22 protein-coding genes are annotated in these 26,605 nt (G+C 45.2%); 18 read left to right on the forward strand and 4 right to left on the reverse strand.

The features are described from left to right. Window positions 1–18: 18 nt before the first annotated feature. From E2P86_RS05415 to E2P86_RS05430, 4 genes are all read left to right on the forward strand, one after another. A complete protein-coding gene (locus E2P86_RS05415) occupies window positions 19–999 on the forward strand; it encodes a glycosyl hydrolase family 18 protein (protein WP_134431348.1) in 981 nt (326 codons plus the stop codon). A 30-nt stretch (window positions 1,000–1,029) separates the two neighbouring features. Next, complete coding sequence (locus E2P86_RS05420; protein ID WP_166785149.1) at window positions 1,030–2,379, forward strand: glycoside hydrolase family 18 protein; 1,350 nt, start codon at window positions 1,030–1,032, stop codon at window positions 2,377–2,379. A 9-nt stretch (window positions 2,380–2,388) separates the two neighbouring features. Then, entirely contained in the window at window positions 2,389–3,570 is a 1,182-nt protein-coding gene (locus tag E2P86_RS05425; protein ID WP_134431354.1) for a DUF5009 domain-containing protein, read from the forward strand. 332 nt (window positions 3,571–3,902) lie between these two features. Beyond that, on the forward strand, window positions 3,903–5,081 hold the full coding sequence (locus E2P86_RS05430; RefSeq protein ID WP_134431357.1) for a thiolase family protein: 1,179 nt from the start codon (window positions 3,903–3,905) through the stop codon (window positions 5,079–5,081). Between the two features lie 90 nt (window positions 5,082–5,171). On the opposite strand, the gene E2P86_RS05435 is transcribed toward E2P86_RS05430, so the two are convergent. Continuing rightward, window positions 5,172–5,786, reverse strand: coding sequence for a hypothetical protein (locus E2P86_RS05435; RefSeq protein ID WP_134431359.1), 615 nt, complete (start codon window positions 5,784–5,786; stop codon window positions 5,172–5,174). 415 nt (window positions 5,787–6,201) lie between these two features. On the opposite strand from E2P86_RS05435, the gene E2P86_RS18115 reads away from it, so the two are divergent. From E2P86_RS18115 to E2P86_RS05445, 3 genes are all read left to right on the forward strand, one after another. Then, window positions 6,202–6,348 carry a hypothetical protein gene (locus E2P86_RS18115; RefSeq protein WP_166785150.1) on the forward strand — a complete coding sequence of 49 codons (147 nt, stop codon included), beginning with the start codon at window positions 6,202–6,204 and terminating at the stop codon, window positions 6,346–6,348. Window positions 6,349–6,531: 183 nt separating this feature from the next. Continuing rightward, entirely contained in the window at window positions 6,532–8,148 is a 1,617-nt protein-coding gene (locus E2P86_RS05440; RefSeq protein ID WP_134431362.1) for an ATP-binding protein, read from the forward strand. 11 nt (window positions 8,149–8,159) lie between these two features. Further along, a complete protein-coding gene (locus tag E2P86_RS05445; RefSeq protein ID WP_085473877.1) occupies window positions 8,160–8,825 on the forward strand; it encodes a response regulator in 666 nt (221 codons plus the stop codon). A gap of 17 nt (window positions 8,826–8,842) precedes the next feature. Here the strand turns inward: E2P86_RS05445 and E2P86_RS18120 are convergent, their stop codons facing one another. After that, window positions 8,843–9,013, reverse strand: coding sequence for a hypothetical protein (locus E2P86_RS18120; RefSeq protein WP_166785151.1), 171 nt, complete (start codon window positions 9,011–9,013; stop codon window positions 8,843–8,845). A gap of 150 nt (window positions 9,014–9,163) precedes the next feature. Between E2P86_RS18120 and E2P86_RS05450 the strand changes: the two genes are divergently transcribed. Then, window positions 9,164–10,579, forward strand: coding sequence for an aldehyde dehydrogenase family protein (locus tag E2P86_RS05450; protein WP_134431365.1), 1,416 nt, complete (start codon window positions 9,164–9,166; stop codon window positions 10,577–10,579). Window positions 10,580–10,871: 292 nt separating this feature from the next. Then, a complete protein-coding gene (locus E2P86_RS05455; protein WP_134431368.1) occupies window positions 10,872–11,720 on the forward strand; it encodes a DUF5694 domain-containing protein in 849 nt (282 codons plus the stop codon). Window positions 11,721–11,867: 147 nt separating this feature from the next. Here the strand turns inward: E2P86_RS05455 and E2P86_RS05460 are convergent, their stop codons facing one another. Together E2P86_RS05460 and E2P86_RS05465 are read right to left on the reverse strand one after the other, a co-directional pair. After that, window positions 11,868–12,554 carry a hypothetical protein gene (locus E2P86_RS05460; RefSeq protein ID WP_085473879.1) on the reverse strand — a complete coding sequence of 229 codons (687 nt, stop codon included), beginning with the start codon at window positions 12,552–12,554 and terminating at the stop codon, window positions 11,868–11,870. A gap of 105 nt (window positions 12,555–12,659) precedes the next feature. After that, entirely contained in the window at window positions 12,660–13,040 is a 381-nt protein-coding gene (locus E2P86_RS05465) for a (deoxy)nucleoside triphosphate pyrophosphohydrolase (protein WP_085473950.1), read from the reverse strand. A gap of 230 nt (window positions 13,041–13,270) precedes the next feature. On the opposite strand from E2P86_RS05465, the gene E2P86_RS05470 reads away from it, so the two are divergent. The 9 genes from E2P86_RS05470 to E2P86_RS05510 all read left to right on the forward strand — a co-directional run bounded on the left by E2P86_RS05470 (window position 13,271) and on the right by E2P86_RS05510 (window position 26,591). Then, complete coding sequence (locus E2P86_RS05470; RefSeq protein ID WP_134431372.1) at window positions 13,271–13,876, forward strand: RNA polymerase sigma factor; 606 nt, start codon at window positions 13,271–13,273, stop codon at window positions 13,874–13,876. Window positions 13,877–13,968: 92 nt separating this feature from the next. Further along, window positions 13,969–15,126 carry a FecR family protein gene (locus E2P86_RS05475; RefSeq protein WP_134431375.1) on the forward strand — a complete coding sequence of 386 codons (1,158 nt, stop codon included), beginning with the start codon at window positions 13,969–13,971 and terminating at the stop codon, window positions 15,124–15,126. 218 nt (window positions 15,127–15,344) lie between these two features. Further along, window positions 15,345–18,737: a TonB-dependent receptor gene (locus E2P86_RS05480; protein WP_240775575.1), complete on the forward strand. Its 3,393-nt coding sequence runs from the start codon at window positions 15,345–15,347 to the stop codon at window positions 18,735–18,737. A 3-nt stretch (window positions 18,738–18,740) separates the two neighbouring features. Continuing rightward, a complete protein-coding gene (locus tag E2P86_RS05485) occupies window positions 18,741–20,408 on the forward strand; it encodes a RagB/SusD family nutrient uptake outer membrane protein (RefSeq protein ID WP_134431378.1) in 1,668 nt (555 codons plus the stop codon). 2 nt (window positions 20,409–20,410) lie between these two features. Beyond that, window positions 20,411–21,907, forward strand: coding sequence for a Gfo/Idh/MocA family protein (locus E2P86_RS05490; protein WP_085473883.1), 1,497 nt, complete (start codon window positions 20,411–20,413; stop codon window positions 21,905–21,907). A gap of 4 nt (window positions 21,908–21,911) precedes the next feature. After that, window positions 21,912–22,901: a Gfo/Idh/MocA family protein gene (locus E2P86_RS05495; protein WP_085473884.1), complete on the forward strand. Its 990-nt coding sequence runs from the start codon at window positions 21,912–21,914 to the stop codon at window positions 22,899–22,901. 630 nt (window positions 22,902–23,531) lie between these two features. Continuing rightward, window positions 23,532–25,220 carry a GMC oxidoreductase gene (locus E2P86_RS05500; RefSeq protein ID WP_134431381.1) on the forward strand — a complete coding sequence of 563 codons (1,689 nt, stop codon included), beginning with the start codon at window positions 23,532–23,534 and terminating at the stop codon, window positions 25,218–25,220. A gap of 453 nt (window positions 25,221–25,673) precedes the next feature. After that, complete coding sequence (locus tag E2P86_RS05505) at window positions 25,674–26,003, forward strand: ArsR/SmtB family transcription factor (RefSeq protein WP_134431384.1); 330 nt, start codon at window positions 25,674–25,676, stop codon at window positions 26,001–26,003. Between the two features lie 114 nt (window positions 26,004–26,117). Continuing rightward, on the forward strand, window positions 26,118–26,591 hold the full coding sequence (locus E2P86_RS05510; RefSeq protein WP_134431386.1) for a DUF6428 family protein: 474 nt from the start codon (window positions 26,118–26,120) through the stop codon (window positions 26,589–26,591). The last annotated feature ends 14 nt before the right edge of the window (window positions 26,592–26,605 follow it).

Raw genomic sequence — 26,605 nt, forward strand, 5'->3', positions numbered from 1 at the left:
ACCTAAAAGAAAGAAAAAATGAAAAGATATATCTTGCTTTTGATCAGTTGTTTGCATTTGCTTACGGCCTGTGGCAAAGAGCATACAACCACAGAGAACCCGCCGCGTAAGGCCTTTGTTGTTGGGTATTTATTCGCCAACACCGGATTGCTTGAAGCAGCGAAGAAATTAGATTTTACGAAAATTACACACCTTAATATTGCGTTTATCAATCCAGATGCAACAGGCACATTTCCGACTGTTCTAGGGTTGAGCGAGACCGTCAAGTTAGCGCATCAGCATGATGTCAAGGTATTTGCTTCTTTTGCTGGTGGAAGTCCGCCCGAACACCTTAAGGATTTATTGAAGCCGGCGAAGCAAAAAGCTTTGATTGTGAATTTCGGAAAATTAGTGGATACCTATAGTTTGGATGGTATTGATGTGGATTTGGAAGGAGACTTTATCGATGAGAACTATGAATCCTTTGTGGTGGGACTATCGGACCTCTTGCGGGCAAAGAAAAAGCTAATGACCGCAGCTGTAGCAACATGGACCTCGAACCGGATAACTGATAAGGCGTTGGCGCGTTATGATTTAGTGCATATCATGTCTTACGATTATACCGGACCATGGAATAAATCGAATGCAGGCCCACACGCGACCTATGCGCATATGGTAAAAGATTTTACGCATTGGCGCGATGTACGTCAGGTGGCACCTGAGAAATTAGTTATCGGACTACCATTTTATGGGTATGGCTTTGGTCCCAGTATCGCGGATGATATCACCTATAAAGCTTTGGTTGCGCAATATCCTGAGGCGGTTCATACCGATGAAATTGTAATTCCGCAGCAGGGTACTTTTTATTACAATGGAGCGGCAACCATAGCAAGCAAAGCGATCTACGCAAGGGAACAAGGGGCAGGTGGTGTAATGGTCTGGCATCTTCTGGGCGATGCGGATGCACCACATGCGTTGCTCCAGATTATTCAAGATAACCTATACCCCACGAACAAGTAGATGAGGACGATGGATTTTAAAATAAAAAAAATGAAAAAAATTGTAGCAACTGTGGCCTTGGTGATCTGTTTATTTCAGCTCGGCTGTTCCGATAAAGATAATACGTTTGAGGGTAATTTTTACCCCCGGATATTTGATAACGCCAATACTTTTACTTCCCCTAATCGAATATTGAAAGAAGGGGAGACGGTACATTTTGGAAAACTGGTGTTTTCGCCATCTCCAAGCAAAGGGATGGATATCAGTTGGAAAGTCAATGGGCAACATGTGTCGAGCGACACCTCCTTTACTTTTACCCCGCCAAATGGTGGGGGCGAGTTTAAGGTGACGTTGGAAGCATCGTTTCAAGGGAATACATCCACCCGTATCGTTAATGTGCTCGTTAGCCCTGGGAATTATACGCCGAAACCGTTCGATCAGGTCGCTTTATCTTATCTGACAGATAAGGGAAATGCTTCTTTTGTTGACTGGAACCAAGTAACGCATGTCGCCTTTAACGGTGCACGCGTCTTGCCTGAAGGTGGCGTTGATTTTTCGAAAGGTGACCTCAATCAGATCATGGATGAATTGGTCGCTCGCTCGCATATCAAAGGTATTCCAACTCTTTTGAGTGTGTCGGGACGCCTCTCAGGCGTGGATGGATGGGCATTATACAATAACAATGATTTCGGTAGTGTAATTTCCGATCCTGTTTTGATGCCAAAGTTGGTCAGCACGTTGGCAGCTTATGTCAATAGCAAAAATATAGATGGAATCGATATTTTAATGACCGACCTAAGTAATGATGATGCGGCTATTTCTGGTCGCAATGCAGCAGCCGTAGGGCCATTTATCAATGCTTTAAAGGCTGCGTTAAAACCTGGGTCTCTGGTGACAGCAACAGTAACGACCAATTATCTACACTGGAACTATACGGATCTTTCTAAAGCCGATTGGATACACGTTCGGAGTTATGACGACGGAGCACATGTTGGGCCTGGGGCACCTTTGGGACAGTCTTCATCGCTCGCTTTCCTAAAGACTGCGGCGGCAACATGGGTTAATAAGGGGTATGCGAAGAATAAGTTGGTACTTGGCATTCCGGCTTATGGTATTCGTTATGACGCATTGGATGCCAATGGAAACAACTTGGGATGGGGATCTTATTCGAGTGTTAGTTTTGCAGATATCTTGAGCGAGAGTAAGGACCCCGATGCGTATAAAAAAGAATATATAGCGAATATCGGAAAAGGGGTGTACTATAATGGCACAACCATCGTCAAAGAAAAGGCCGATTACATCAAAGCAGAAGGCTTTAAGGGGGCATACCTGTGGGCAGGCGATTACGATGTAAAGGATAGTCGCTCTTTGATGGCAACAATTAAAGCGAACCTCAAGTAAATAAATAAAATGGCGACAACTACAGTAAACCGGTTTCTAGCGATAGATGTGCTTCGAGCAACAACGATGTTCTTCATGATTTTTGTCAACGATATTTGGACCCTCTCCAATATTCCGAGTTGGATTGGGCATGTTGCAGCGGATGTGGATGGAATGGGGTTTTCGGATATAATCTTTCCGCTATTTCTGTATATTGTTGGGTTGTCTATTCCATACGCGATCGCGAATAAAATAGCTAAGGGAGCGTCTACATATGCTGTGTTAATGCATATTGCAACACGCACCATCGCGCTCTTGGTGATGGGGGTATTTCTGGTCAATGCAGAAAACTATAACGAAGGGGCGTACCTCCATAAATCGTGGTGGGTTTGTTTGTTGATCCTTAGTTTTTTTCTCCTATGGCGCGTCTATCCCAAGAATATGAAGCATATCTTCTGGTACCGTATTGCTGGCGTGGTCCTGTTACTTGGTTTAGCATTTATTTTTGAAAGAAACGACGGTGCACGTGGTATACCTGCAATGGGTGTCTACTGGTGGGGAATTTTAGGTCTTATTGGCTGGGGGTACCTCTGCGCGGGATTGGTTTATCTGTTTTTCTACCGTCATACTTGGGTATTGGTGGTATCGACATTACTTTTCTTCGGCTTTACAGTTGCTGGAGAATATGATTTTTGGGCGCAGTTTGGTGCACTGCGCCCGTATCTGTGGTTGGCCGAAAATAGCACGATGGCTGCCTTCTGTATGCTAGGTGTTCTTTCCACTGTTGCTTATAATAAGTTGAAGGATAAACCGCTTGCGTTCTATGCTGGCGGAACAGCGGTAGCTGTCGTGCTTTTGGTCGCAGGCATGTTAACGCGACCCATATGGGGGATCTCTAAGATTCACGCTACACCTTCCTGGCTGATGCTGTGTGGAGGGATAGGGATACTGTTGTTTCTTGTTACGGTTTATCTCACCAAAGGAAAGACTCACATAGGCTGGTATAACTCGATTCGCGCGGCGGCTTCCAGTACGCTTACCTGCTATCTGGTGCCGTATGTGTTCTATGCGCTGCTGGCCCCAGTGTATACACAGCTTCCAGCCTTTATGACGACAGGAGTGGTCGGAATCGTAAAGTCGTTATTGTTTGCGTGGCTCATCATACAAATAACCGCTCAGATGGAAAAGCGATCATGGAAATTGAAAATTTGATTTTAGTTGATAGATTGTAGTTTTTAGTTCGTAGAACCACAGGGGGTGTGGGGAGTTTGTGGTTTTTAGATTTTAGTTTGTCGAGGTCTAAGTACTATTCAAGATTAGTTTACCTATATAGTTGATAGATATCTCCTGTCGTCGATATGACGAGGAGGGCAAGACACTACCAACCACCAACTACCCACCACCAACTACGAACTAATTGAAAAGAATTTCTTTCGTTGAATGGCTCTTTTTTCTTTACCTTTAACCTGTATCGGTGTTGGCTACTGTGCTATTGTTTTGCACGAAGTCAAGTCGACTCCCTATTATAAACGAAAGAAATTAAGATGTCAAAAAAGGTTTTTATTGTTGCGGCACAGCGTACCGCTATCGGAAGTTTTGGAGGGGCACTTTCCAGCTTATCTGCTACAGAATTAGGTGGTCAGTGTGTTTCAGCGACGCTAGGTAGTGTCGGACTATCAGGAAATGAGGTGGACGAGTTGCTGATGGGCTGTGTGTTGCAAGCAAATTTAGGGCAAGCACCAGCGCGACAAGTATCGAAGTTTGCCGGGTTACCGGATAGTGTGATAGCCACGACCATCAATAAAGTATGCGCGAGTGGGATGAAAGCTGTGGCGCAGGGTGTTCAGGCGATTCGCCTCGGAGATGCCGAGGTCGTTGTTGCGGGGGGAATGGAAAGCATGAGCCAAGTACCTTACTATGTTACTTCCGCACGCTGGGGAGCGAAGTACGGTCACCAACCCTTGTTGGACGGTCTTCAAAAGGACGGATTGAGCGACGCCTATAGCCAAGATGCGATGGGCGCTTTTGGTGAACTGTGTGCGGATAAGTATGGAATAGACAGAGCCGCCCAAGATGCGTATGCTATTCGTTCCTATAAACGTAGTGCAAAGGCATGGGCAGATAGTAAGTTTTCCAATGAGGTCGTTCCGACTACGGTCGTGACGCGCAAAGGAGAACAGGTCGTCGCGCACGATGAGGAGTATACACTGGTTAATTTCGATAAGATAGCAAATTTGAAATCTTCGTTTAAAAAGGAAGGAACGATTACAGCAGCAAATGCTTCCACACTTAGCGACGGAGCGGCAGCGTTGATCCTGATGGGCGAAGAAAAAATGAATAGCCTCGGGCTAAAACCCCTTGCAGAGGTAGTGGCTTATGCCGATGCCGAGCAGGCGCCAGAATGGTTCACGACAACACCTAGTTTGGCGACAGAAAAGGTACTGGCAAAAGCTAGTCTTTCTATAAATGATATCGATTTTTTTGAATTCAACGAAGCATTTTCTGTGGTAGCGCTAGCGAATGCTAAAATCTTAAATATCCCCGAAGAAAAAGTAAATGTATATGGCGGTGCGGTATCTTTGGGGCATCCATTGGGGTGTTCGGGTGCCCGTATCGTAGTCACATTAGCGAGTATTCTCCAGCAAGAAGGCGGTACCTATGGCTTGGCAGCCATCTGTAATGGTGGAGGTGGTGCTTCAGCGATGATCCTAAGAAAGGCGTAAAAGACATAATATTATGGGGTTTTCTGTAAAGGAAGTCCCTACAAGAGACATCGGGCGAAAGCCAGGTGTCTCTTTTTTATTTCTATTTTTTCAAAGAAATAACTTCATGGTATAGGCGCTCATCCGCGCGATTGAACGCCATAAGCTTCCCTTTATTTTTTCTGATTTATTTCCTTTTGGAGTGGTCATATATACTGAAACCGAACAAGCTATAGTCAGCAATCTCCCCCTGATCAAATAAAACCGTCGTTTGCTTTGTCGAATTATCGATTTTTTTTTAGGAACCACAGTGTTTTCGTTGGTGGTAGGCACCACGTCTTCGTGCTGATTAATACATATCCCTTCTATATGGACCCAGTCACTACTTTTGTAGGGTCTGGGCTCCAAATTTATTAATACCGCAAGGAGTTTAATGGCCTTCTCAGCTGGCTGCTGTGTTTCTCCAATGATAAAATTTCGGAGTGGTCTGAATTTATCTGAATTAAAACGCATGATCACCCTTTCCAGGTCATCATCATGATGAGAATCATTAAAAAATAAATGAAATACCCGAATATCATCCTGCGATAAACCACGGGCATAGGTACGCAAACACCACTTCTTTAGCTCACCTGTCGAAGGCCATTCTCGACTAAAATCAAGCTTGTTGTTACTCTTTAAATCTAGGTATGCAGTACGTGCTGCTTCTTGGAATCGCTCAAACATTACCACAAAATTAAACCATCGCTATGGGTCGAAATTACGGGAAACCGTAAATCAAAATCACTTTAGCCATACCCTCATTTATATCATGTTTGGAATTTCATTGGAAATGTTGGAAAGAATATGGAATAAAAGGAATGATTGGAAATTGTTGATAGTAAGCATTTTATCTGATTTATGTTTGTTTCCGAAATCAGTTGATAAGAACAACGCGGATCTCCTAGGTGAGAGACGAGGATGATTTCAAAAGAGAATATATCGCGGTAGTCATTAGCCGGTTTGGGAAGCAGCTCCTGCCTCCCGCGATTGAAGCTCCCACTTCCCAAAAAATTCAGAAGGCCTTCTGAAAACGAATGTAGTAATCCCGTGCAAGGGGCACGCGGACCTACCTAGTTTTTGACTTTCAATTTTTTGAAATATGTGGTATTTTATTCTAGCTCTTCTTTTTGGTCAACCGGCACAGTCAAACACGAGCAGTGCAAAAGGTCCAATAGAAACTCCGACGGCTCCTCAGGATGGTGATGGAGGAGATAGTGGAGCCGTAGTTCCGCCGAAAAAACCGTAATATCAAAGATAAGGAGAAAAGGTAGCTAAAGGGCTATCTTTTCCTTTTTTGGAATCAGGTGTAAAGTCAATGTACTCTTTTTTTACTATTTTCGAGTAAAATTAACCTGGTTTGAATTATTGCTATCTTTTTGTCTTACTTTTTCTTTTTTTCGCCTGCTCGAATAAAAAGGAAACACCCTATGTGAAGACATTAAGCAATCCTTTCTTTGATCAAGCGTATATCTATTTGGAAGATGGGAAATCGGATAGCGCTTTTCTCTTTTTTGAGAAAGCAAAACAACTTTTTTTGGAACAAAAGGATAGTCTAGGGGTTGGTAACTGCTTGGTCAATATGGCTATCGTTCAACAAGAGCGAAATGATTATTTTGGGGCACAAGAGACAGCCTTAAGTGCGCTCAATTACCTGAAGGCACAAGATACGTCCCATCGTGTTTATCTCAGTTCAAATTATAATAATTTGGGGCGAGCGACTCGAGAGCTAAAGGAATATCCAAAGGCTATTCAATTCTTTAAACAGGCTATTCGCTTTGCGGACGATTCTGCTCATATTCGTATTTACACCAATAATATTGGACTGGTATACCACGATATGGAAGATTTTCCTTCCGCTATTGCTGCGTTTAAAGAGGCCTTAAAGGGCGAGGAAGTAGGTACCAATGCATATGCGCGCGTTTTGACGAATCTTTCGAAGGCCATGTGGCTTGATGATCCCGGATATAATGCGAGTAATGATTTACGAAGAGCCTTGACGATGCGAATAGAAAACAAAGACTTTTGGGGACAAAATTCAAGCTATGCTACGCTATCTGATTACTACAGTCAGACGAGGCCTGATTCCGCAAGCTACTACGCACAACTTCAGTATAATACGGCTAAGAAAAACAAGAGTGCTGACGATCAGGTGAAAGCGCTTCAGCGATTAATTCGGTTACAATCAGTCGATTCGACTAAGGTTCACTTTGAGACCTATCACAGACTTAGTGATAGCATGCAACAGGTTCGTGCGGCAGCAAAAAACCAATTTGCCCTTATTCGCTACGAAGTAGAAAAAAATATCACAGATAACCTGAGATTAGAGAAGGAAAATGCCGAGAAGGCGACGCGACTAATCCGTCAGCGTATAGTCAGTATGGGATTTGGTGTATTATTGGTACTCGTGGTGACCGGTGGAATCCTATATTACAAAAAGCGTAAGGAACGCCTAAAACAGGATGCACTAAATAATATTAAAGCCAATCAGCTTAAAACGTCGCGAAAAGTACATGATGTCGTCGCTAACGGGATTTATCGGGTAATGACGGAGATTGAGCATAAAGAAGAGCTCGATCGTGAGCGTATATTGGATAAGCTGGAAGATATGTACCATAAATCAAGAGACATATCATACGAAGCAGAGGGTGAAGATCTTAGTCAAAAACCATTTAACGAGCAGGTGACAGATTTACTTAAATCATTTGCATCAGGTAGTCACCGCGTCTTGATTGCAGGAAATGAGTCGACAGTTTGGCAAGCTGTGGCCTCCAATGTAAAAGAGGAGATCCGCCACGTGTTACAGGAGTTGATGGTCAATATGAAGAAACATAGCGAAGCGAATAGTGTAGTGGTACGTTTCCAAAGGACAGATGATTGCTTAAAGATCCATTACCAAGATACTGGTATAGGGTTACCAGACGATGTGGTCTATGGAAATGGGTTGACCAGTACGGGAAACCGTATTAAAAATATGCGGGGCGCTATTACTTTTGCTAGTGAAGGGGGAAAGGGACTCCGTGTAGAGGTTGCGATTCCGCTTCGTTAAAATGATTATAGATGTTCAAAAAAGTTCTCATTGCCGAAGATCACGAGATCGCAAATATCTCGGTTCAAAAGACTCTCCTAGAGTTAGGGATTCAAAATACGAAATATGTATATTACTGCGACCATGCCTATACTTGGCTTAAAAATGCACTTCGTGATGGAGAACCCTACGACTTATTGATTACGGATTTGATTTTTGAAGATGACAATACGCCGCAACAGTTGACCGGTGGTATCGAGCTGATTCGTGCGGTAAAAGAATTACAACCCGATCTTAAGGTTATTGTGCTGTCATCAGAAAGTAGGTCAGAAGTCGTGGATAGCTTGTTTAACAAGAAGTTGGTCAATGGATATGTCCGCAAGGCGCGGCGCGACGCACAACATTTAAGAGAGGCTTTGGATGCAGTTTATAGCCTGAAATCTTACCAATCTCCTGAGGTAAAAGAGTCAATCAATGAGAAAAACTCTCATGAGTTTACAAATCTGGATCTTAATATTATTGCCCTCCTTGCCCAAGGTATACAGCAAAAAAATATTCCGAGTTATCTCCAGCAGCGCGATATTAAACCTTCTGGTTTGAGCAGCGTAGAAAAACGACTCAACCTCATGCGTGAGGTGATGGAGTTTTCTAAAAACGAACAGCTGATTGCCTATTGCAAAGATGTAGGGCTGATCTAAATCAGCCTTTATATCCCCTAATCTCGATCCCGCAAGGCCTCTGCAATGTCGCGCAAAGCCTGGTTCTGCTCCTTACGAACTGCAATAATTCGACTAATCCAACCATCGATAATGCGGTACGTAACATAGATAATCAAAGCGATAACGGCCAAATACGCGAGGTAGATAAATGATGCCCAAAAAAACATAAGCGTGTTATTAAGTAAGTTTAAAAATCGGGTTATTTTATTTCAATTAAAGATAAAGAAAAACGAGGATACCCCATAGAAAGTTAGTAACTCATTATTTATCAAACGGTTTTATTTTTTGTATCTTACGGTCTAAAGGGAGGAAATTCTATGACTCGTTATACTACAATACCAGAAATAGATCGTGTGTATGCGCTGCAACAGCGCAGCAAGGCATTATTTAAACAAACGACTGCCAATGAGCGGATCGCAAAATTGAAAGCGCTTTCCGCCGTGATCGGCGAGCACGATTTTGCTATTAAAGAAGCCATCTACAAAGATTTTCGTAAAAGCCATACCGAGACCGAGGTGACCGAGATCATGGCGATTCAGATGGCGATTAAAGAAACCATCACCAAGCTGCCGAAGTGGATGCGCGATAAACCGGTTAAACGAGTATGGAAACTTTTCAATGTGAAACCTTATTTACACTACGAGCCGAAAGGAAACACCCTAATTATTACACCGTGGAACTATCCGTTTAACTTACCGATGGCGCACCTGATCAGCAGTGTGGCGGCAGGGAATACCGCTATAGTCAAACTGACCGAGCATACCCCACATATCAATCAGGTACTTCGTAAAATTATCGGTGCCGTATTTCCAGAAACGCAGGTATTCGTTGTGGAAGGTGAAGTCCCTGAAACGTCACATCTACTGGGCTTACGTTTCGATCATATCCACTTTACCGGATCGCCGGCGGTGGGGAAGATTGTTATGAAAGCCGCATCAGAGCATCTCGCTGATATTACGTTGGAGCTTGGCGGGAAGTCGCCCGCTATTATCGATAAAAATGTAAACCTTCAACAGGTCGTTCGGAACCTGATCTGGGGGAAATTTGTCAACGCGGGGCAAACCTGTATTGCACCCGATTATGCCCTAGTTGACGTCGCATTGAAGGACGATATCGAACGCGTCTTTCAGGAGGAGTTAAAGCATGCTTTTGGGGAAGACCCACAGCAGTCAACCGATTTCGCCCGTATTATTAATGCGGCACACTTCGAGCGGTTGACGGATGCTTTACGTCAGGCGCAGGTGTCTGGAGCTCGACTGATTGCTGGCGGACGGAGTGATGCGGCAGAAAATTATATCGAGCCGACGGTGCTCACGGACATTGCAGCAAGCGATAACCTGATGCAGGACGAGATATTTGGTCCCATTTTTCCACTAGTTTATTACCACGATATAGGCGATGCCTTGCAGCTTATCGAAGAAAAAGAAAAACCATTGGCCTTGTATATTTTTAGTAAAAGCGATGGCTTTATTGATTACGTTTTGGCCCATACAACAGCTGGAGGAACCTGTATCAACGATACGCTGATTCATTTGATGCATCCAGGCCTACCATTCGGGGGGGTGAATAATTCCGGTATTGGGCAGTCGCTCGGTAAATTTGGTTTTAAGGCCTTCTCCCACGAACGCGCTGTAGCCGATGTTACCATACAGCCCATGTCCAAACTTTTTTGGTTTCCATACGGTGAGAAAACCCAAAAAATTCTACGCTTTGTACGGAAACTGATGGGATAGTGACACCAAGGAAACATATCGTGACTCAAAATAAAAAAAACCTGAAGCAGGGCGCTCCAGGTTTTTACTACTAACCAATTATTAACTTAAATTATGAATTACCTATATAACGGTAGTTTGGGTTCAAATATTACATGTGGTAACACTTTTTTTAAATATTTCTTTCGTCCCCGAAAGGGTAAACCTTACAACACGATTATCTGAGATTTACTTTTTAAAAATAAACCATCATATCATAAGGTAAAGTCTGATTATGTATATTTACGGAATATTCGTAATTCTAACTAAACAGATGAAAAAAGAAAATTTCAGCAAAATTTTATTAACCGTTTTCCTCCTGCTTTTTCAGCTATCATTTAGCACAGCACAAGAGAAAGTTAAGGTTGTTTTACTAGGGACATACCATTTCAATAATCCGGGAAATGATATGGTTAAGCAAAAAGATAGAAATATCCTATCCCAGAAAAATCAAGAAGATTTAGATCATGTAACAAGTCTGATTAGTGCATCTGCATATAAGCCCGATCAGATTTTTGTCGAAAGTTACTTCAGTCAAAAGAATCAGCTAAACGCGCATTATCAATTGTACTTGAACAACAAATACAACCTGTTCACGGATACGGTAAAAAATGCACGGATGAAAAGATATTACAGCGAAGGTGAGACTTTTCAACTGGGGTTTCGATTGGCTAAGAAGGTAAAACACAAAGAATTGTATCCTATCGATAGTCTATTAGAAATGAGATTTGATATTCTACTAAAGGAAGTAAACGCCAATCCGGAACTAAAAAAGGAATTTGAACAAATAAACAAGAGTTTATCAGACAACTGTTTAGATGGAGACAATCTGAGCGACGTTTTTTTGTGCTTAAATGAAAAAGCGAAACTCGATAATAACCTGGGTTTTTATATCACTTTTGCGAACAAAATGATGCGAGGCAAAGAATATTTCGGGGCAAATCTTGTGACCGATTGGTACAAGCGGAATCTCATTATGTATGCCAATATTCAAAATCAATTAAAACCAGATACGAAGACCATCTTTGTTCTTGTTGGCACAGGGCACGCTGCTATATTCAGAACATTTTTTGAGATGGATAAAAAGTTTGAACTGGTTGATTTAACAGAAATATTTAATTAAAAGGCGAAGCCAAAAGAGATAAAAAGAGCGCGTACAACACAAATGTACGCGCTCTTTTTTTCACGCTTTGTCATTGTGTACAGGAGTTCGATACACATCATACGTAGGCCATTCCATCGTATAAAAAGACACGGAAATCTACGGGAATTATTTACTATCCATAAAAATAAACGTTAAGCCATTATTTTTAGAGGTGAACTGCAATAGGCCGTGTTCAAGCCTACCTCCAACACGATACCTAGTCGCGTCAAAGATACTACTGTTGTAGTTTCTGGATAAAATTTCCTCTTTGTAGCCGTTATCGGTGCCCAACTGTACCGTTAGACTGTCACCTTGCACATCAACCACTTTAATCCAGGCATACCCTGTCCGGATAGAGCCGTCTTCTGGCGTAATACCATAGCCGCCGAAATACAGGTCATTAGCTTGTGGGTTATGTGCTGCTTTATGCATCAGTACCTCCTTTTTATTGCTGTTAGCCGTACTGCGGTATTCGTTGTAGGAAAGGCCTAGGGCAGGAATAATGAATAGCGCGATCAATACCCAACCGTAGAGCAAGATCTGGGTCGATGTCGGTTTTTTGTTAACCTCCAGTTTTTGTTTCGTCAGAATCGCTTTCATCTCGGGTGTCCAGCGAGAGGACGGGATTTGATGGGTGTCTTCCCCGTGCCAAGTTCCACTCAGCCGATTGGTAACCCGATATATTACCCCACTATCTACCGCTTGTTGGTAGATCACAACGGTCATAAGCTCTTGTTTTCCTGTGAAAGGATGATGTAAAAAATGTTCGCTTTGGGCCAGCGGTTTATACGTTCTACGTACGGTGATTGTCATGCGCTTTCTTGTGTCTAAGTATGAATTTTAGTAAGCGCGAAGGTATGAGGAATGGCAGGAGTATCCAGCCCGTAAAAGCCAAGAAATAAGTCGGATAAGACTTATTTACTCTTCAAGATAGGCGCGTACAATAGGGATGTCGGCCGCTGCCCAATCGAATTGGAGGAGTTCCTCCGGTTCCGCCCAGCGAACCTGTGCATGTTCTGCTACCACTAAGGTGCCGCCGACCAACCGGCAACGAAAAGGGTACAGCAGGAGTGAAAATTCAGGGTAATGATGCTCCACCGGTGTCATAGGTTCACCTACCACAACCCGCAGTCCGAGTTCCTCTTCCACTTCCCGCATTAAGCAGGTTTCATAGCTTTCACCGGTTTCCACCTTTCCACCCGGAAATTCCCACTTCAACGGTAGCTTCATTTGAGCAGAGCGTTGACAGATCAAGATCTTTCCTTCGTGTTCGATAAGGGCACAGGTAACATGGAGCATAGGATAAAGATAACAAAAGTATACCCCTTTGTAATTTTTTTTATATGTTTGGAAAGAATTCCCTACAACAGGTGTCGATCGTTCGATACTTGCTTTCAAAAGCGTTAAGCTACAGTAAGGGAACGTAAACACTAAATTATACAATAGTAATAACCTTCATGCGGCGGCTTAAAAAAGCAGCTTGTTAGATAACCTCTTAATTCAGTAGCATATAGCTAAAATGCATAGCGATGAATAGGCAACCAACAGACAATCAGTACGAGCGAGAGCTTGTGTATCGATTGAAACAAGGGGATCATGATGCCTTTGAACAGATCTACCATATCTACAAAGATCGGCTGATCGGTAATTTGCTGCGTATCCTAAAATCGCGTGAGCTCGTGGAGGAGCAGGTACAAGATCTGTTCTTGAATATCTGGAAAGGACGTGATCAAATCGACTGCGAAAAACCGTTCAAAGCCTACCTCTTCGCTATTGCAGTCAATATGGCGAAGAATGTCATTCGTCGTGCGTATTACGATAAGCGGATGCGTGCCGCTTTGCAGCCTATTGAGCAGCGCATTTATATGCACGTCGAAGAGCATATCTGCTCGGCGGAGAACAAACAAATACTGAATAGCCTACTCGATAAATTACCCCCACAACGACGTACCGTATTTACGCTGTGTAAGTTAGAAGGGAAATCATATAAAGAAGTAAGCGAGCTGTTGCATATTTCGGAGAACACCGTAAACGACCATATTCGAAAAGCCAACCTTACATTACGGCAGCTTCATAATAGTGCTGATAGCATCGGATTCCTATTCGCCATCTATCTCGGTAATCAAATTTTTTAAAATTATTATGCTGATATAGAGGTTTTTGTGTTTTTTTTATTTCTGGAGCCGCTGCTTTTTTTCCTTCGTGTGTATAAGCCTAGAAAAAAGCAGTGGAAGATAAAGCGCACATTAACAATTTATTCAAAAAATATCTCGATGGGTCGGTGAGTGAAGCCGAGCTGGACGAGTTACTTCGCTATTTCCATCTGACGGATCATAGCGAAGTGTTGCACGAGCTTATCTTACAGGAGCTGGATCAGGAACCCGATGCGGATGCAACGGTCGTGGCTGCCATGGGCGATCAAATTGCAAAGAAGCTGTTTCAGCAGACAAAACCATCAAACAACTTCCAATTTAAGCGCTGGCTGGCCTATGCCGCTGCAGCACTCCTCTTTGGAGCGATCGGTTTTGGTACATATCGGTACTTGAATACAGAAGGAACGACTAGCTCGCCGCAGGTCGTTCATGAGAATATTATACAACCCGGTGGTAACCGCGCCACGATTACGCTGGACAATGGACAAGTCGTCGTGTTGCGCGAAGATCAAGAAGGGATCGTAAATAAGGGCGATGCCTTGTTTTATGCGGATGGTTCACCAGTCGAAGGGCTAGGGGGGGTACAACAGGTACGGCTAACGACACCACGGGCTGGACAATATACCGTGACATTACACGATGGTACCAAGGTATGGCTTAATGCCGCATCCGAGTTGATCTATCCCTTACATTTCGATAGCCGTGAACGCCATGTTCAGGTCGATGGAGAGGCTTACTTTGAAGTCGCGCACAATCCATTGCAACCCTTCGTTGTGAAAACCCAAAAGCAACAGATCCGTGTATTGGGCACCCGTTTCAATGTGCATGCCTACACCGATGAAGCGATGCAGCATACCACCTTGGAACAAGGTGCTGTAGAGATTCAAAGTCCGAATAATCCAACCAGTTTGCGACTTAAACCAGGACAACAAGCCTTCACGACGGGGACCGAAGCGTTAGCCCTGCGCACGGTCGATCCCCAAGAGTATATATCTTGGAAAGATGGGATCATTATGCTCAACAGCTACGACCTGCCTGAGATCTTGCGGCAGTTGGAGCGTTGGTATGATGTGGAGTTCAGTGATCTTCCTGCTGGTATCACATCCGATCGCGTGTTCGGCATGATTCAGCGTGATGTGCCGCTCAATGATGTACTACAAACCCTTAAGGACAATTATAATACAATTCAGTTCAAAATAAACGGAAGGAGGATTATGGTATCAAAACGTTAACAAAACAAAATGATAACCATTGTCTAGCATAAAAAAACCGGAGGTGCTGCGAACACGCCCGGTCGATGCTAGGTAATGCAAGAAGAGTTGTGTAACCACTTAATTTATAAACCTAACACTACAAAAGTATGAATAATATTGTTTATGCCATACCTATGCGCATGAGGAATTTACGTGTGCATTGGTTCGGCGGCCGACCAAATATAATGTGGCTAATTATGAAATTAACGTTTTTCCTCACGTTGGTGTTTACCTTTCAGCTAAGTGCAAATAGCTTAGCCCAAAAAGTAAACCTAGATCTCCGCGATGCTTCTTTCAAGAACATCATGGTGCAGATCCAACAACAAACCAATTACTCCTTCGTCGCAAAAGAAGATTTGCTGCGTAAGGCGCGACCTGTTTCGATTAAGCTCAAAGGAAAGGCTATCGTGGATGCTTTGCCTTTGCTTTTTGCGGGACAACCTTTTACCTATCAGGTGAACGGGAAGGTCATCACGCTACGTGAGATCAACGCCACTACAGCGGGGAGCAACGCGGCGTTGCGCGAAGAAGCAAAACAGCAGCAGCAGGTACGCGGGCGGGTAACCAACGCCAAAGGGGAGCAGCTGCCGGGCATCAGTATTGTCCTAAAGGGGACTGCGGTAGGTACCAGTACCGATCAGGATGGACGATACGCGCTTGAAGTACCGACCGAGAACAGCACCTTGGTGTTTAGTGCCCTCGGTTATTTATCTCAAGAAGTACCGACCCAAGGAAAAGCCGACATCTCCATTGTACTGCAAGAGCAGTTACGCGATTTGGAGGAAGTGGTCGTCGTGGGATACGGTACCCAATTGAAAAGAGATCTTACCGGAGCCGTTTCTAAAGTAGATGGCGACGCGATCAAAAATATGCCGATCCGCAATGCCGTAGAAGGGCTTCAGGGACAATCCGCAGGGGTGCAGGTAACCTCTACCGGAGGAAGTCCAGGGACACCTCCAGCGGTACGTATTCGCGGGATCGGAACAGTCAATGACAACAACCCGCTCTACGTGGTGGATGGATTGCCTCAAACCGATATCGGTTGGTTGAACCCCAACGATATTACGAGCATGGAAGTGCTGAAGGATGCTTCGGCAACAGCAATCTATGGTTCACGTGCGGCCAATGGGGTGATTATGGTCACTACCGCAAAAGGTGCACAGCGGAGCAATGAGCTAAGCAATCTAATCTCTTTCGATAGCTACGTAGGCTTCCAGAATCCCATAAAAACCTATGATATGATGAATGCCAAGGAGTTTATGGAATATAAAAATTTGGCGAATGTAAACGCCGGTTTGGATCCGTACTTCTCGGAGCAGAATAAAGCCGAAGTATTGAAATTCTTAAAAACCAACACGGGCTCCGAGGAAGGTACCAATTGGTGGAAAGAAATCAACAACAAAGATGCAGTAGTACAGAGCTATGATTTTGCGGTGTCCGGAGGGATCAAAGATTTGGCCTATAGAACGAGCTTCAACTATATGGATCAAGAGGGGATTATCAATGGTTCCGACTACGACCGTATGTCATGGCGTACCAACTTCAACCATAACCTACGCGAATGGATGACATTGTCCGGTAATTTCGGGTTGATCAGTGAAGGGCGTGGGAATGTGCTAGAAGGAAGCCCGGGTTTCAATACCGCATTTATTGCTTTCGTGGCCGATCCTATTTCACAGGTATATCGCCGCGATCTACAAGATATTCCTGGATTCCTGAAAGATGGATTCTTCCTGGATAAAATAGATCCTAACAATCCATGGTCTATGTATGGTCCTATCCTGATGACGAATAAGGAAAACCCCGTAGCACAGACCGATATCTATAAAAATAACCGTTGGAAAGGAATTGCAATCAAAGCTGGCGGTGCGTTGGATATCAAGATCATGCCGTGGTTAAAATACCGGAGTAGCTTGGGTCTCGATCTGGGACGAAGCGTATCCAACTATTTCCAACCTAAATATTACCTGAACGGAAATCAGTTTAACAATGATGCGACCGTCGGTGCATCCAACTCATTGACCAACTACTACGTTTGGGAAAATACATTGACTTTTGAAAAACAGATTCTGGACCATAAGTTCTCGTTGATGGCAGGAACCTCCGCCGAACAGTGGAAAGGTGAGTCTTCAGGTGCTTCGCGCCAGGGCTTAGTTTCAAATGATCCAAGCCAGTGGATTATCGATGCAGGATCGATCAACCCGCAAGCATCGGGTACGAAATGGGAAAATGCCCTGAACTCGTACTTTGGACGTGCTTTTTATTCCTACAAAAATAGATACATGGTGACAGCCAACTTACGTCACGATGGTTCTTCAAATTTTGGGAATGGCAAAAAATGGGGAACATTCCCTTCTGTTTCTGCCGGTTGGAACTTCGTTGAAGAGCCTTTTATGGCATCAATGCCATGGCTGGATGCTGGTAAACTACGCTTAAGCTGGGGGATGATCGGTAACCAAAATATCAGCCGTGGAGCATACCTAACCACCTATTCAGGCAATATGGGATATTACCTCTTTGGGCCGCGCAATCCGCAGTTGATCGGTGGTAGTAATTACATTGGTAATGCCGGTATACAGTGGGAGCAGACCGAGCAACTGGATGTGGGTCTGGAACTTGCTTTCTTGAAAAATAAGCTTCATTTCAATTTCGATTACTACAAAAAGACAACCGATGGAATGTTGCTTAATGTGCCATTGCCAGCATACCTGGGCTTCCCAAATAGTCCGTGGTCCAACGCCGGTGGTGTACAAAACTCCGGTTTAGAGTTTGATATCGCCTATAAAGATAAAGTCGGTGAATTTGGTTATACCATTGCGGCAAATGCGTCTACCGTGAAAAACAAAGTCCTAAGCTTAGGCGGCGGCGAGCCGATCACGGGTGGCGGTTGGATATCATATACCACCACCATGACCGAAGAAGGTAAGCCTATCGGTTACTATTACGGTTTCAAGACCGATGGTATCTTCCAGAGCCAAGCAGAGGTCGACGGTTACGTCCAAGAGGGCGCGCGTCCGGGAGATCTACGTTTTGTAGATATCAACAAAGACGGGAAGATCAATAACCTGGATCGGACGGATATTGGAGATCCATTTCCAGACCTGACCTATGGTTTCCGTTTAGGGGCCGATTACAAAGGGTTTGACCTTCAGATTTTGGGTCAGGGAACCTTGGGTAATGATATCATGAATATTGCGAAGATCGATATGAAATCGGGTGTGGGATGGTACAATGCACCAAAAGATCTGATGGCTGAAGCATGGTCTCCAACGAACCCGACGAACAGCCAGTTTAAGATCAGTGCAGCGAATCAGAACAACCTACAGATTTCGGATTGGTTGGTCGAGGATGGTTCGTACCTGCGTATCAAGAGTGTGCAGCTGGGCTATACCTTGCCCGACGCTTGGTTGCAAAAGGCACGTATACAGCGGTTACGCGTATGGGCAGGGGCATACAACCTGTTTACGTTTACCAAGTACACGGGGCTTGATCCGGAAATTGGTAGTGGATCGCCGCTCAGCATGGGCGTCGACCAAGGGTACTATCCGGTCGCAAAATCATACATGTTTGGTGTTAACTTAAGCTTTTAAGTAATGAAAAGAAGAATTCTAAAAGCCTGCGTGCTATCGGCTTTATTAATACCGATGGGATGTAAAAAGGACTATCTAAATAGGGATCCATACGGGATCTTGAATCAAAGTGAATTTTTTAAGACCGATGGGGCCGGCATGAAACTCCTGACAAGCTGTTACCAGCCCATGATGGATGGCTGGGGCTTTACGGTCAATAAAGTAGCGATCGGCGATGAGGTGGTCGATAATGCTGGAGCCGGTGGGTCCGATCCGGGGGATCGCCCGCAGACGACCGAAGTGGGGCGCGGTCGTCCCTTGGCTTCCAACGCCTTGTTGTTTGAAACCTGGGCCAATCGCTTTAAAGGAATCGGTAACTGTAATATTGCATTAGAAGGATTTGTGAAGGAAGGGGCCAACCTCATCCAGGACGGCAAGCCGGTATCAGCAGAAACGGTAAAACGTTATATCGCTGAGGTTAAGTTCTTACGTGCCTGGTATTATTTCGATCTGCTGGTCGTTTTCAAGGAAGTGCCTTTGGTTATCCAGGTGGAAGATCCATCCACGCGAAAAGCAAAAGCATCGTTGGCTGAACTCCGGGCGCAAGTATATAAAGACTTGGATGAGGCTATTGCGGAAAGCAACTTACCACGTAGTTCTGCTTTGACAAGTGCCGAAACAGGGCGCGTCACGAAAGATGCTGCCTTAGCCTTGAAGGCTAGAGCCGCGTTGTTTTTAGGCGGATTGATGGAGCAAGGGGTGCTCACGGGAGATGCAAAAGCCGAATATACCTTGGCTAAGGATGCGGCAGGGGATGTGGTTAAAAACGGGGGCTTAAACCTGTTGCCAGATTTCCAGGATCTGTTTCGTGGCGATTACCAGGTAGGCCCATTCTCGAAGGAATGTATTCTGGGCGTGATGCGCAAATTTGATCCGGCTTATGGTTTGGGAGGAGATGCTTTCGCGATCATGAATGTGGGGCGTAACAATGTTGGCGGATGGGGAGGTAACACCCCGACGCGCGATTTGGCCGCTTCGTTCGATCCAGCCGATCCACGTAAGATGTTCACCATCATCAGTCATAACGATATTTTTAAAACATCCACTGGTGGTCAGGAAGTGCATAACTACCGGGGCTATTTCAATGATTTCGATCTGCAACATAGCCGTAAAGCATTTGTACCACAGCAGTATCGCCAAAACAACGACCTGCAACGCAGCAACTGGCAACCGTATTGGATCCGCTATGCGGAAGTGTTGCTGGTCTATGCAGAAGCGATCGTGCGGTCGGGCGGAAGTGCGGCGGAAGCATTGCCTTATGTCAATGAAGTGCGCAAGCGTGCCTACGTGACGACCTCCATCGTCGATGGTCCAGCAATCTTTAGAGCATTTGGCGAAGGGCTGAAGGCTGTTTCGGAGAGTGAATTCAACACAACCTATGCGATTAAAGCATCCGATAATGTGCTGGAAGCGATCAAGGCGGAGCGTCGCCACGAGTTGGCTTTGGAAGGATTTAGACTTTATGATTTGGTGCGTTGGGGAACCTATGCAACGACCATGAAAGCCTTTTTCCAGAAATACGGCTTTGCCGATAAAGGACGAGATGCAAGCGATAAGAGCTGGCCTTTCCCGATTCCACAGATTGAAATTGACCGCTCCAACGGGGTATTAGTACAAAATGATAACTATTAACAATGGACAGAAGAAACTTTATTAAGAATAGCGCTACCGTTGCCGGTTTTACGATTGTATCGAGCAACGTATTGGGAAAAACATTAGGGCATGTGGCTCCCAGTGATAAATTGAATATAGCAGGCATCGGTGTCGGCGGCATGGGCCGTCGTAACCTGGCCAATATGAATACCGAGAATATTGTGGCTTTGTGTGATGTGGATTGGAAATATGCCAAAAAAACATTTAACGATTACCCGAAAGCCAAACAGTTTAAAGATTGGCGGGAGATGTTCGATCAGATGGGCAACTCGATTGATGCCGTGATGGTGGCGACACCAGACCATACACACGCTTTGGTGTCGGCACATGCCATGACATTGGGTAAGCACTGTTACACTCAAAAGCCCTTGACTCACTCGGTTTATGAGTCTCGTTTATTGACCAACCTGGCTAAAAAACATAAGGTAGCCACCCAGATGGGTAACCAAGGGAACTCTTTCGACTGGTGCCGCCAGATTGCGGAATGGATCCAGTCGGATGCTATTGGTGAGGTTTACGAAGTACATTGCTGGACCGATAGACCAATTTGGCCACAAGGGTTGATGAAGCCTAAAGATGCGATGCCGGTGCCTGATACATTGGCTTGGGATCTATTCTTAGGCCCAGCCGAGAATCGTCCGTACAACAGCGTTTACACACCATGGAACTGGCGTGGATGGTGGGATTTTGGAACAGGTGCCTTAGGGGATATGGCCTGCCATATTATGGATCCGATCTATTGGGCACTTGACCTTAAATACCCGACCAAAGTGAACGGTAGCTCTACTTTGAGCAACCTGTATTCACCTCCACACGCGCAGATGGTACAGTACACGTTCCCGGCTCGTCCGAAGAAAGGGAAAGTCAATATGCCGGAAGTGAAAGTACATTGGTATGATGGTGGCTTGGTGCCGGAGCGACCACAAGAGCTTGCACCGGGACAGATGATGGGCGATGAGAATGGCGGAATTATTTTCGTGGGTAAGAAAGGTAAGATCATGACGGGATGTTACGGGATGAATGCTACCTTGCTGCCTGTTACGGAGATGAACCATTTTGCGCAACCTAAGCCGTGGATCCCACGGGTGAAGGGTGGAAATGGGGATATCTGGAACACCAATGCGCATGAGCAGGATTGGATCCGTGCCGCCAAGGAGTCCCCAAGCAGCCGCAAAGAGGCGAGTTCTAACTTTGGGTTCTCGGGGCCATTCAATGAGATGGTGGTGATGGGCGTCTTGGCGGTGCGCCTACAAGCATTGCACCGCGACCTGCTGTGGGATGGGGAACGCATGGAGTTTACCAATATCAGTGCAGCAGATAAGCTGAAGATTGTTTCGGTGGATGAGTTCAGCGTAGTCGATGGTGACCCTCGGTTCAATAGACAATATGTGGAGCTGAATGCTAAAGATGCAGCCAGCGAGTGGATTAAGCACCGCTACCACAATGGTTTTAGTTTACCGGATATGCCTAAATTCTAATCGCATGAAACGAACAAACAGAAGAGCGTTTATACAACAACTGGGTATGGTAGGTGTCGGCACAGCCGCACTTACCCTGCCAACAATACCGGCCTTTGCGCAACAGACGTATAAGAAAATTGGGATTATCGGTCTGGATACCTCCCACAGTGAGATGTTTACCAAGGATATCAATGAGGGGAGCCTCAAAGACCGTGGTTATCGCGTGGTAGCGGCTTACCCGCACGGGAGTAAGGATATCCCGTCGGCCTTGGGCATGAAGCAAGGTATTATAGATGCCGTGCAAAAAATGGGCGTACAAATTGTAGATTCCATTGAGCAGCTGCTCAAGCAGGTGGATTACATCTTGTTGGAGTCGAACGACGGACGTGTGCATTTAGAGCAAGCAACGAAAGTTATCAAAGCGAAGAAACCGTTGTTTATCGATAAACCGATGGCTGAAAACTTGGATAAGGTGAAAGCGATCTTCGACTTGGCAAAGAAAAACAATGTGCCGGTGTTCTCGTCTTCGTCCCTCCGTTATGATAAGCTGGTACGCGAGGTGAAGGGCGGTAAGATTGGTAAGGTGATGGGGGCTGATGTGTATACACCCGCAGAAATCGAACCGAACCATATCGATCAAGCGTGGTACATGATCCACGGTATCGAAATGCTCTTTACGGTGATGGGGACGGGGTGTAAGGAGGTGTTCCGCGCATTCAGTCCTGACCAGGAGCAAATGGTAGGTATCTGGTCCGACGGCCGTATTGGAACGGTACGCGGTATCCGAAAAGGGGCGTCTAATATTGCGGGTATCGCTTTTGGGGAGACGGGCATATCCCAACTTGGGCCGTTTGCAGGCTATGGTCCGCTAGTGGCTGAGATATTGACTTTCTTTGATACCGGTAAAGTGCCGGTACCACCCGAGGAGACAATCGAGATATTTAAGTTTATGGAGGCCGGTCAACGGAGTAAGGCTACGGGCGGGAAAGTACAGTTGAGTGAAATAGGTTAAGGTTAGGTTATGGCCTCTATGCCGGCCGGGCATCTTCCTTTTGAAGCCAAAAGTAAGCAAAACCTTGTCGCTAGGAATATTTGCAGGGAATGGTCCATGCAAAGGCAAGTTTCTACAGAAGCAAATATTCCTCAGGCGACATTCTCGAAGATGGGAAGGGCGGTGCAAAATAATACTGGAAACATGGATTTGGCCCTAGTCGGGATGACGGTATAGTCTACACAGCAGTTCGTCATTGCGAGGAGCGTAGCGACGTGGCAATCTTATTTAGGATATGGTCCATAGGTTTTATGCGAAGGCCTCTATGCCGGCCGGGCATCTTCCTTTTTTTCTAAAAAAGGAAGCAAAAAATCGTCGCTAGGAATATTTGCAGGAAATGGTCCGTGCAAGGGCAAGTTTCTACAGAAGCAAAATATTCCTCAGGCGACATTTGCGAAGATGGGAGGGGCGGTGCAAAATAATACTGGAACCATGGATTTGGCCCTAGTCGGGATGACGGTATAGTTTACACAGCAGTTCGTCATTGTGAGGAGCGCAGCGACGTGGCAATCTATGTTATAAATAAGGATGGGCAACCCCTGCGGTCGCCCATCTTTTAATTCATATTACGTTTAAAATTAAAAACAAATAATGCTTACAGATAATCAGTATGATGCTATTGTGATTGGCTCCGGGATTTCGGGCGGTTGGGCTGCCAAGGAGTTCTGTGAACAGGGGTTCAAGACTTTGGTCTTGGAACGTGGGCGGGATGTAAAGCATCTGAAGGATTATCCGACAGCGTACCTCGATCCGTGGCAATTTCCGCACCGTAACCAACTGCCCAAGTCGGTTGCCGAGGAGAACCCAATAGCCGCACGTTGCTATGCCTTTCGGGAGGACGCGTTGCATTTTTTTACCAAGGATAAAGAGCAGCCCTATATTCAAGAAAAGCCGTTTGACTGGATCCGTGGCTATCAGGTGGGCGGAAAGTCTCTCACGTGGGCACGGCAGGTACAGCGTTGGTCTGATTTTGATTTCGAAGGACCGGCACGTGATGGCTTTGCTGTCGACTGGCCCATTCGTTACCGGGATATTGCGCCTTGGTACAGCCATGTGGAGCGTTTTATCGGGGTGTCGGGCAAGAAAGAAGGCAATGCGTTTATGCCAGACGGAGAGTTTTTACCTCCTTTTGAGCTAAATGCCGTCGAGCAGATGATTCAGCAAGAGGTGGCACGAAACTACACCGATAGGCAGGTCCTGCATGGTCGCTGTGCACATGTGACGAAGCCGCAAGCGGTTCATATTGCACAAGGGCGCACGTCATGTCAGGCTCGGTCGCTCTGTAGCCGCGGATGTCCGTTTGGTGGATACTTTAGCTCCAATGCGTCCACCTTGCCGTGGGCGGCGAAGACGGGAAATCTGACGCTCCGCCCCGGGTCTATCGTGGAATCTATCCTTTACGACGAAGGTAAAGGTCAGGCAATTGGTGTCCGTATAATCGATCAACAGACGCATGAACGCCAAGAGTTTTACGCTGCGGTTATCTTCGTCAATGCTTCCGCCTTGGCGACCAATCAGATCTTGCTCAATTCTAAATCCAAACGCTTTCCTAACGGATTAGGTAACGATAGCGGACTGCTGGGTAAGTATATCGCTTTTCACAACTATATGGGGCGCCTTTCTGGCGAGGTTGAAGGGTTTGAAGATAGTTACTATTATGGACGCAGGCCTACGCAACCGCTGATTCCCAATTTCCGGAATGTGGCAAAACAAGAGGCCGATTTCTTACGGGGGTATGCTTTGTTCTTTTCTGCCTATCGCACGCGTGGGCAGCAGGAGGGGGACGGACTGGGAGCGGCTTTCAAAGACGCACTACTGGTGCCGGGCCGCTGGCAGGTGTCCATGATGATGCAAGGAGAAACTATTCCTGTTGCAGAGAACCACGTCCGACTGAGCGAGACGGAGGTTGATCCATACGGTATGCCGCAACTGGTTACTTCGGTGGGGTACCAAGAAAATGATTTCAAAAGCATGGAAGATTTCTTGACGCAGGGAACCGCTATTTTGGAGAAGGCTGGGGTTAAAAATATCAAGCAGCATCGTAACCAGCAGAATCCGGGTCTGGATATCCATGAAATGGGCGGTGCTCGTATGGGGCATGATCCAAAGACATCGATTCTCAATGCGCACAATCAGATGCATGGATGTCCAAATGTTTATGTCACCGATGGTGCATGCATGACCTCCACTGGCACACAAAATCCATCCATAACCTATATGGCTTTAACTGCACGTGCCGTGCATCATGCCGTGAAGTTGTTTTTAGTTGGTAGAGAGTAGTTGGTGGTTTGTAGAGAGTAGTTGGTGGTTTGTAGAGTTTAGTTCGTAGTTGATATAGGAAAGTTAGTGGTTTGTAGAGTTTAGTTCGTAGTTGATATAGGAAAGTTAGTAGTGGTTTGTAGGGAGTAGGAAAGTAGTTCGTAGATACGTCATTGCGAACCTGAGGTACGAAGGTGCGGCAATCTTCTAACCTAGGTTGATTGTATCTCGGAATGATTTACAAACTATGACTGGCGAGGGCGATCACAAGGGTAGCCCCTACAGTAGAAAGAAAATCATGCGTAGGGGCTGGGCTTGCCCCCGCCCATTGTTGTTTAAAAGGTAAACCATATTGTGGAGGGATCTAGGGACTAGATAAGTAACAAACTTTTTTCCAAGATGATCCTAAATTAAATGAGACTCATTTTGAAAAATAAAATTAATATCGTAATATTGCGATGTTAATTGTGCAGCATGGGAACAACAAAGACAGAAATATACACGGAAGAGCAAAATAGATTAGCCTCCTTGCTGAAGGTATTGGCGCATCCGGCTCGTATTGCCATCCTCCAATATATTATCGACCAAAAGGCTTGTATCTGTAATGATCTTGTCGATGAACTTGGCTTGGCGCAGGCTACCATATCACAGCATCTTAAAGAATTAAAGAACAGCGGAATCATCCAGGGTTCAGTCGAAGGTAAATCGGTATGCTACTGTATCGATGAAAAGGTATGGAAACAATTCCAATTGCATTTTAATGGTTTTTTCAATCAAGATGTGAAAATAGATAGGTGCTGTTAAGCTTTTTTTTATCTATACGTATCGGTATATTACGATGATAGTATCTTCTATATGTACAAGAACTAATAAACAAATTCAATAATCGCTGCTTCGGCAGAATAAAAAAAGAACAAGATGACACTGACAGAAATCAAAGAAATCCTACCTACATTATCGAATGTAGCTTTTCAATTAGAGGACGGAACTTTTGTTCCCGAACACTTCCACGTTACGGAAGTCGGACAGATTACGAAACACTTTATCGACTGCGGTGGTGTTATTCGGAGGGAACAGGTGGTGAACTTCCAGCTATGGAATGCGGACGACTACGAGCACCGTTTAAAACCAGGGAAGCTGTTGCATATCATTAATCTATCCGAAGAAAAATTAGGGATGGTCGATGGTGAGATCGAAGTGGAATACCAAAGTACGACGATTGGCAAGTACGACCTGGCATTCAATGGATCAAATTTTGTCTTAAAAAACAAGACCACCGCATGTCTAGCGGAAGATGCGTGCGGTATCCCGGGCGCAAAAACAAAAGTAACGTTATCCCAGCTGCCAATCAGTAACGCTTCTTCGTGCACCCCAGGTTCAGGCTGTTGTTAATTTAGTTTAGTACC

Origin of the sequence: Sphingobacterium psychroaquaticum, assembly GCF_004421025.1 — a bacterium.
GTDB lineage: Bacteria > Bacteroidota > Bacteroidia > Sphingobacteriales > Sphingobacteriaceae > Sphingobacterium > Sphingobacterium psychroaquaticum.

Bases quoted from the DNA above. Each gene is read 5' to 3' on its own strand.
- E2P86_RS05415 (WP_134431348.1), top strand. From the start codon at position 19: ATGAAAAGATATATCTTGCTTTTGATCAGTTGTTTGCATTTGCTTACG.
- E2P86_RS05420 (WP_166785149.1), top strand. From the start codon at position 1,030: ATGAAAAAAATTGTAGCAACTGTGGCCTTGGTGATCTGTTTATTTCAG.
- E2P86_RS05425 (WP_134431354.1), top strand. From the start codon at position 2,389: ATGGCGACAACTACAGTAAACCGGTTTCTAGCGATAGATGTGCTTCGA.
- E2P86_RS05430 (WP_134431357.1), top strand. From the start codon at position 3,903: ATGTCAAAAAAGGTTTTTATTGTTGCGGCACAGCGTACCGCTATCGGA.
- E2P86_RS05435 (WP_134431359.1), bottom strand. From the start codon at position 5,786: ATGTTTGAGCGATTCCAAGAAGCAGCACGTACTGCATACCTAGATTTA.
- E2P86_RS18115 (WP_166785150.1), top strand. From the start codon at position 6,202: ATGTGGTATTTTATTCTAGCTCTTCTTTTTGGTCAACCGGCACAGTCA.
- E2P86_RS05445 (WP_085473877.1), top strand. From the start codon at position 8,160: ATGTTCAAAAAAGTTCTCATTGCCGAAGATCACGAGATCGCAAATATC.
- E2P86_RS18120 (WP_166785151.1), bottom strand. From the start codon at position 9,013: ATGTTTTTTTGGGCATCATTTATCTACCTCGCGTATTTGGCCGTTATC.
- E2P86_RS05450 (WP_134431365.1), top strand. From the start codon at position 9,164: ATGACTCGTTATACTACAATACCAGAAATAGATCGTGTGTATGCGCTG.
- E2P86_RS05455 (WP_134431368.1), top strand. From the start codon at position 10,872: ATGAAAAAAGAAAATTTCAGCAAAATTTTATTAACCGTTTTCCTCCTG.
- E2P86_RS05460 (WP_085473879.1), bottom strand. From the start codon at position 12,554: ATGACAATCACCGTACGTAGAACGTATAAACCGCTGGCCCAAAGCGAA.
- E2P86_RS05465 (WP_085473950.1), bottom strand. From the start codon at position 13,040: ATGCTCCATGTTACCTGTGCCCTTATCGAACACGAAGGAAAGATCTTG.
- E2P86_RS05470 (WP_134431372.1), top strand. From the start codon at position 13,271: ATGAATAGGCAACCAACAGACAATCAGTACGAGCGAGAGCTTGTGTAT.
- E2P86_RS05480 (WP_240775575.1), top strand. From the start codon at position 15,345: ATGAAATTAACGTTTTTCCTCACGTTGGTGTTTACCTTTCAGCTAAGT.
- E2P86_RS05485 (WP_134431378.1), top strand. From the start codon at position 18,741: ATGAAAAGAAGAATTCTAAAAGCCTGCGTGCTATCGGCTTTATTAATA.
- E2P86_RS05490 (WP_085473883.1), top strand. From the start codon at position 20,411: ATGGACAGAAGAAACTTTATTAAGAATAGCGCTACCGTTGCCGGTTTT.
- E2P86_RS05495 (WP_085473884.1), top strand. From the start codon at position 21,912: ATGAAACGAACAAACAGAAGAGCGTTTATACAACAACTGGGTATGGTA.
- E2P86_RS05500 (WP_134431381.1), top strand. From the start codon at position 23,532: ATGCTTACAGATAATCAGTATGATGCTATTGTGATTGGCTCCGGGATT.
- E2P86_RS05505 (WP_134431384.1), top strand. From the start codon at position 25,674: ATGGGAACAACAAAGACAGAAATATACACGGAAGAGCAAAATAGATTA.
- E2P86_RS05510 (WP_134431386.1), top strand. From the start codon at position 26,118: ATGACACTGACAGAAATCAAAGAAATCCTACCTACATTATCGAATGTA.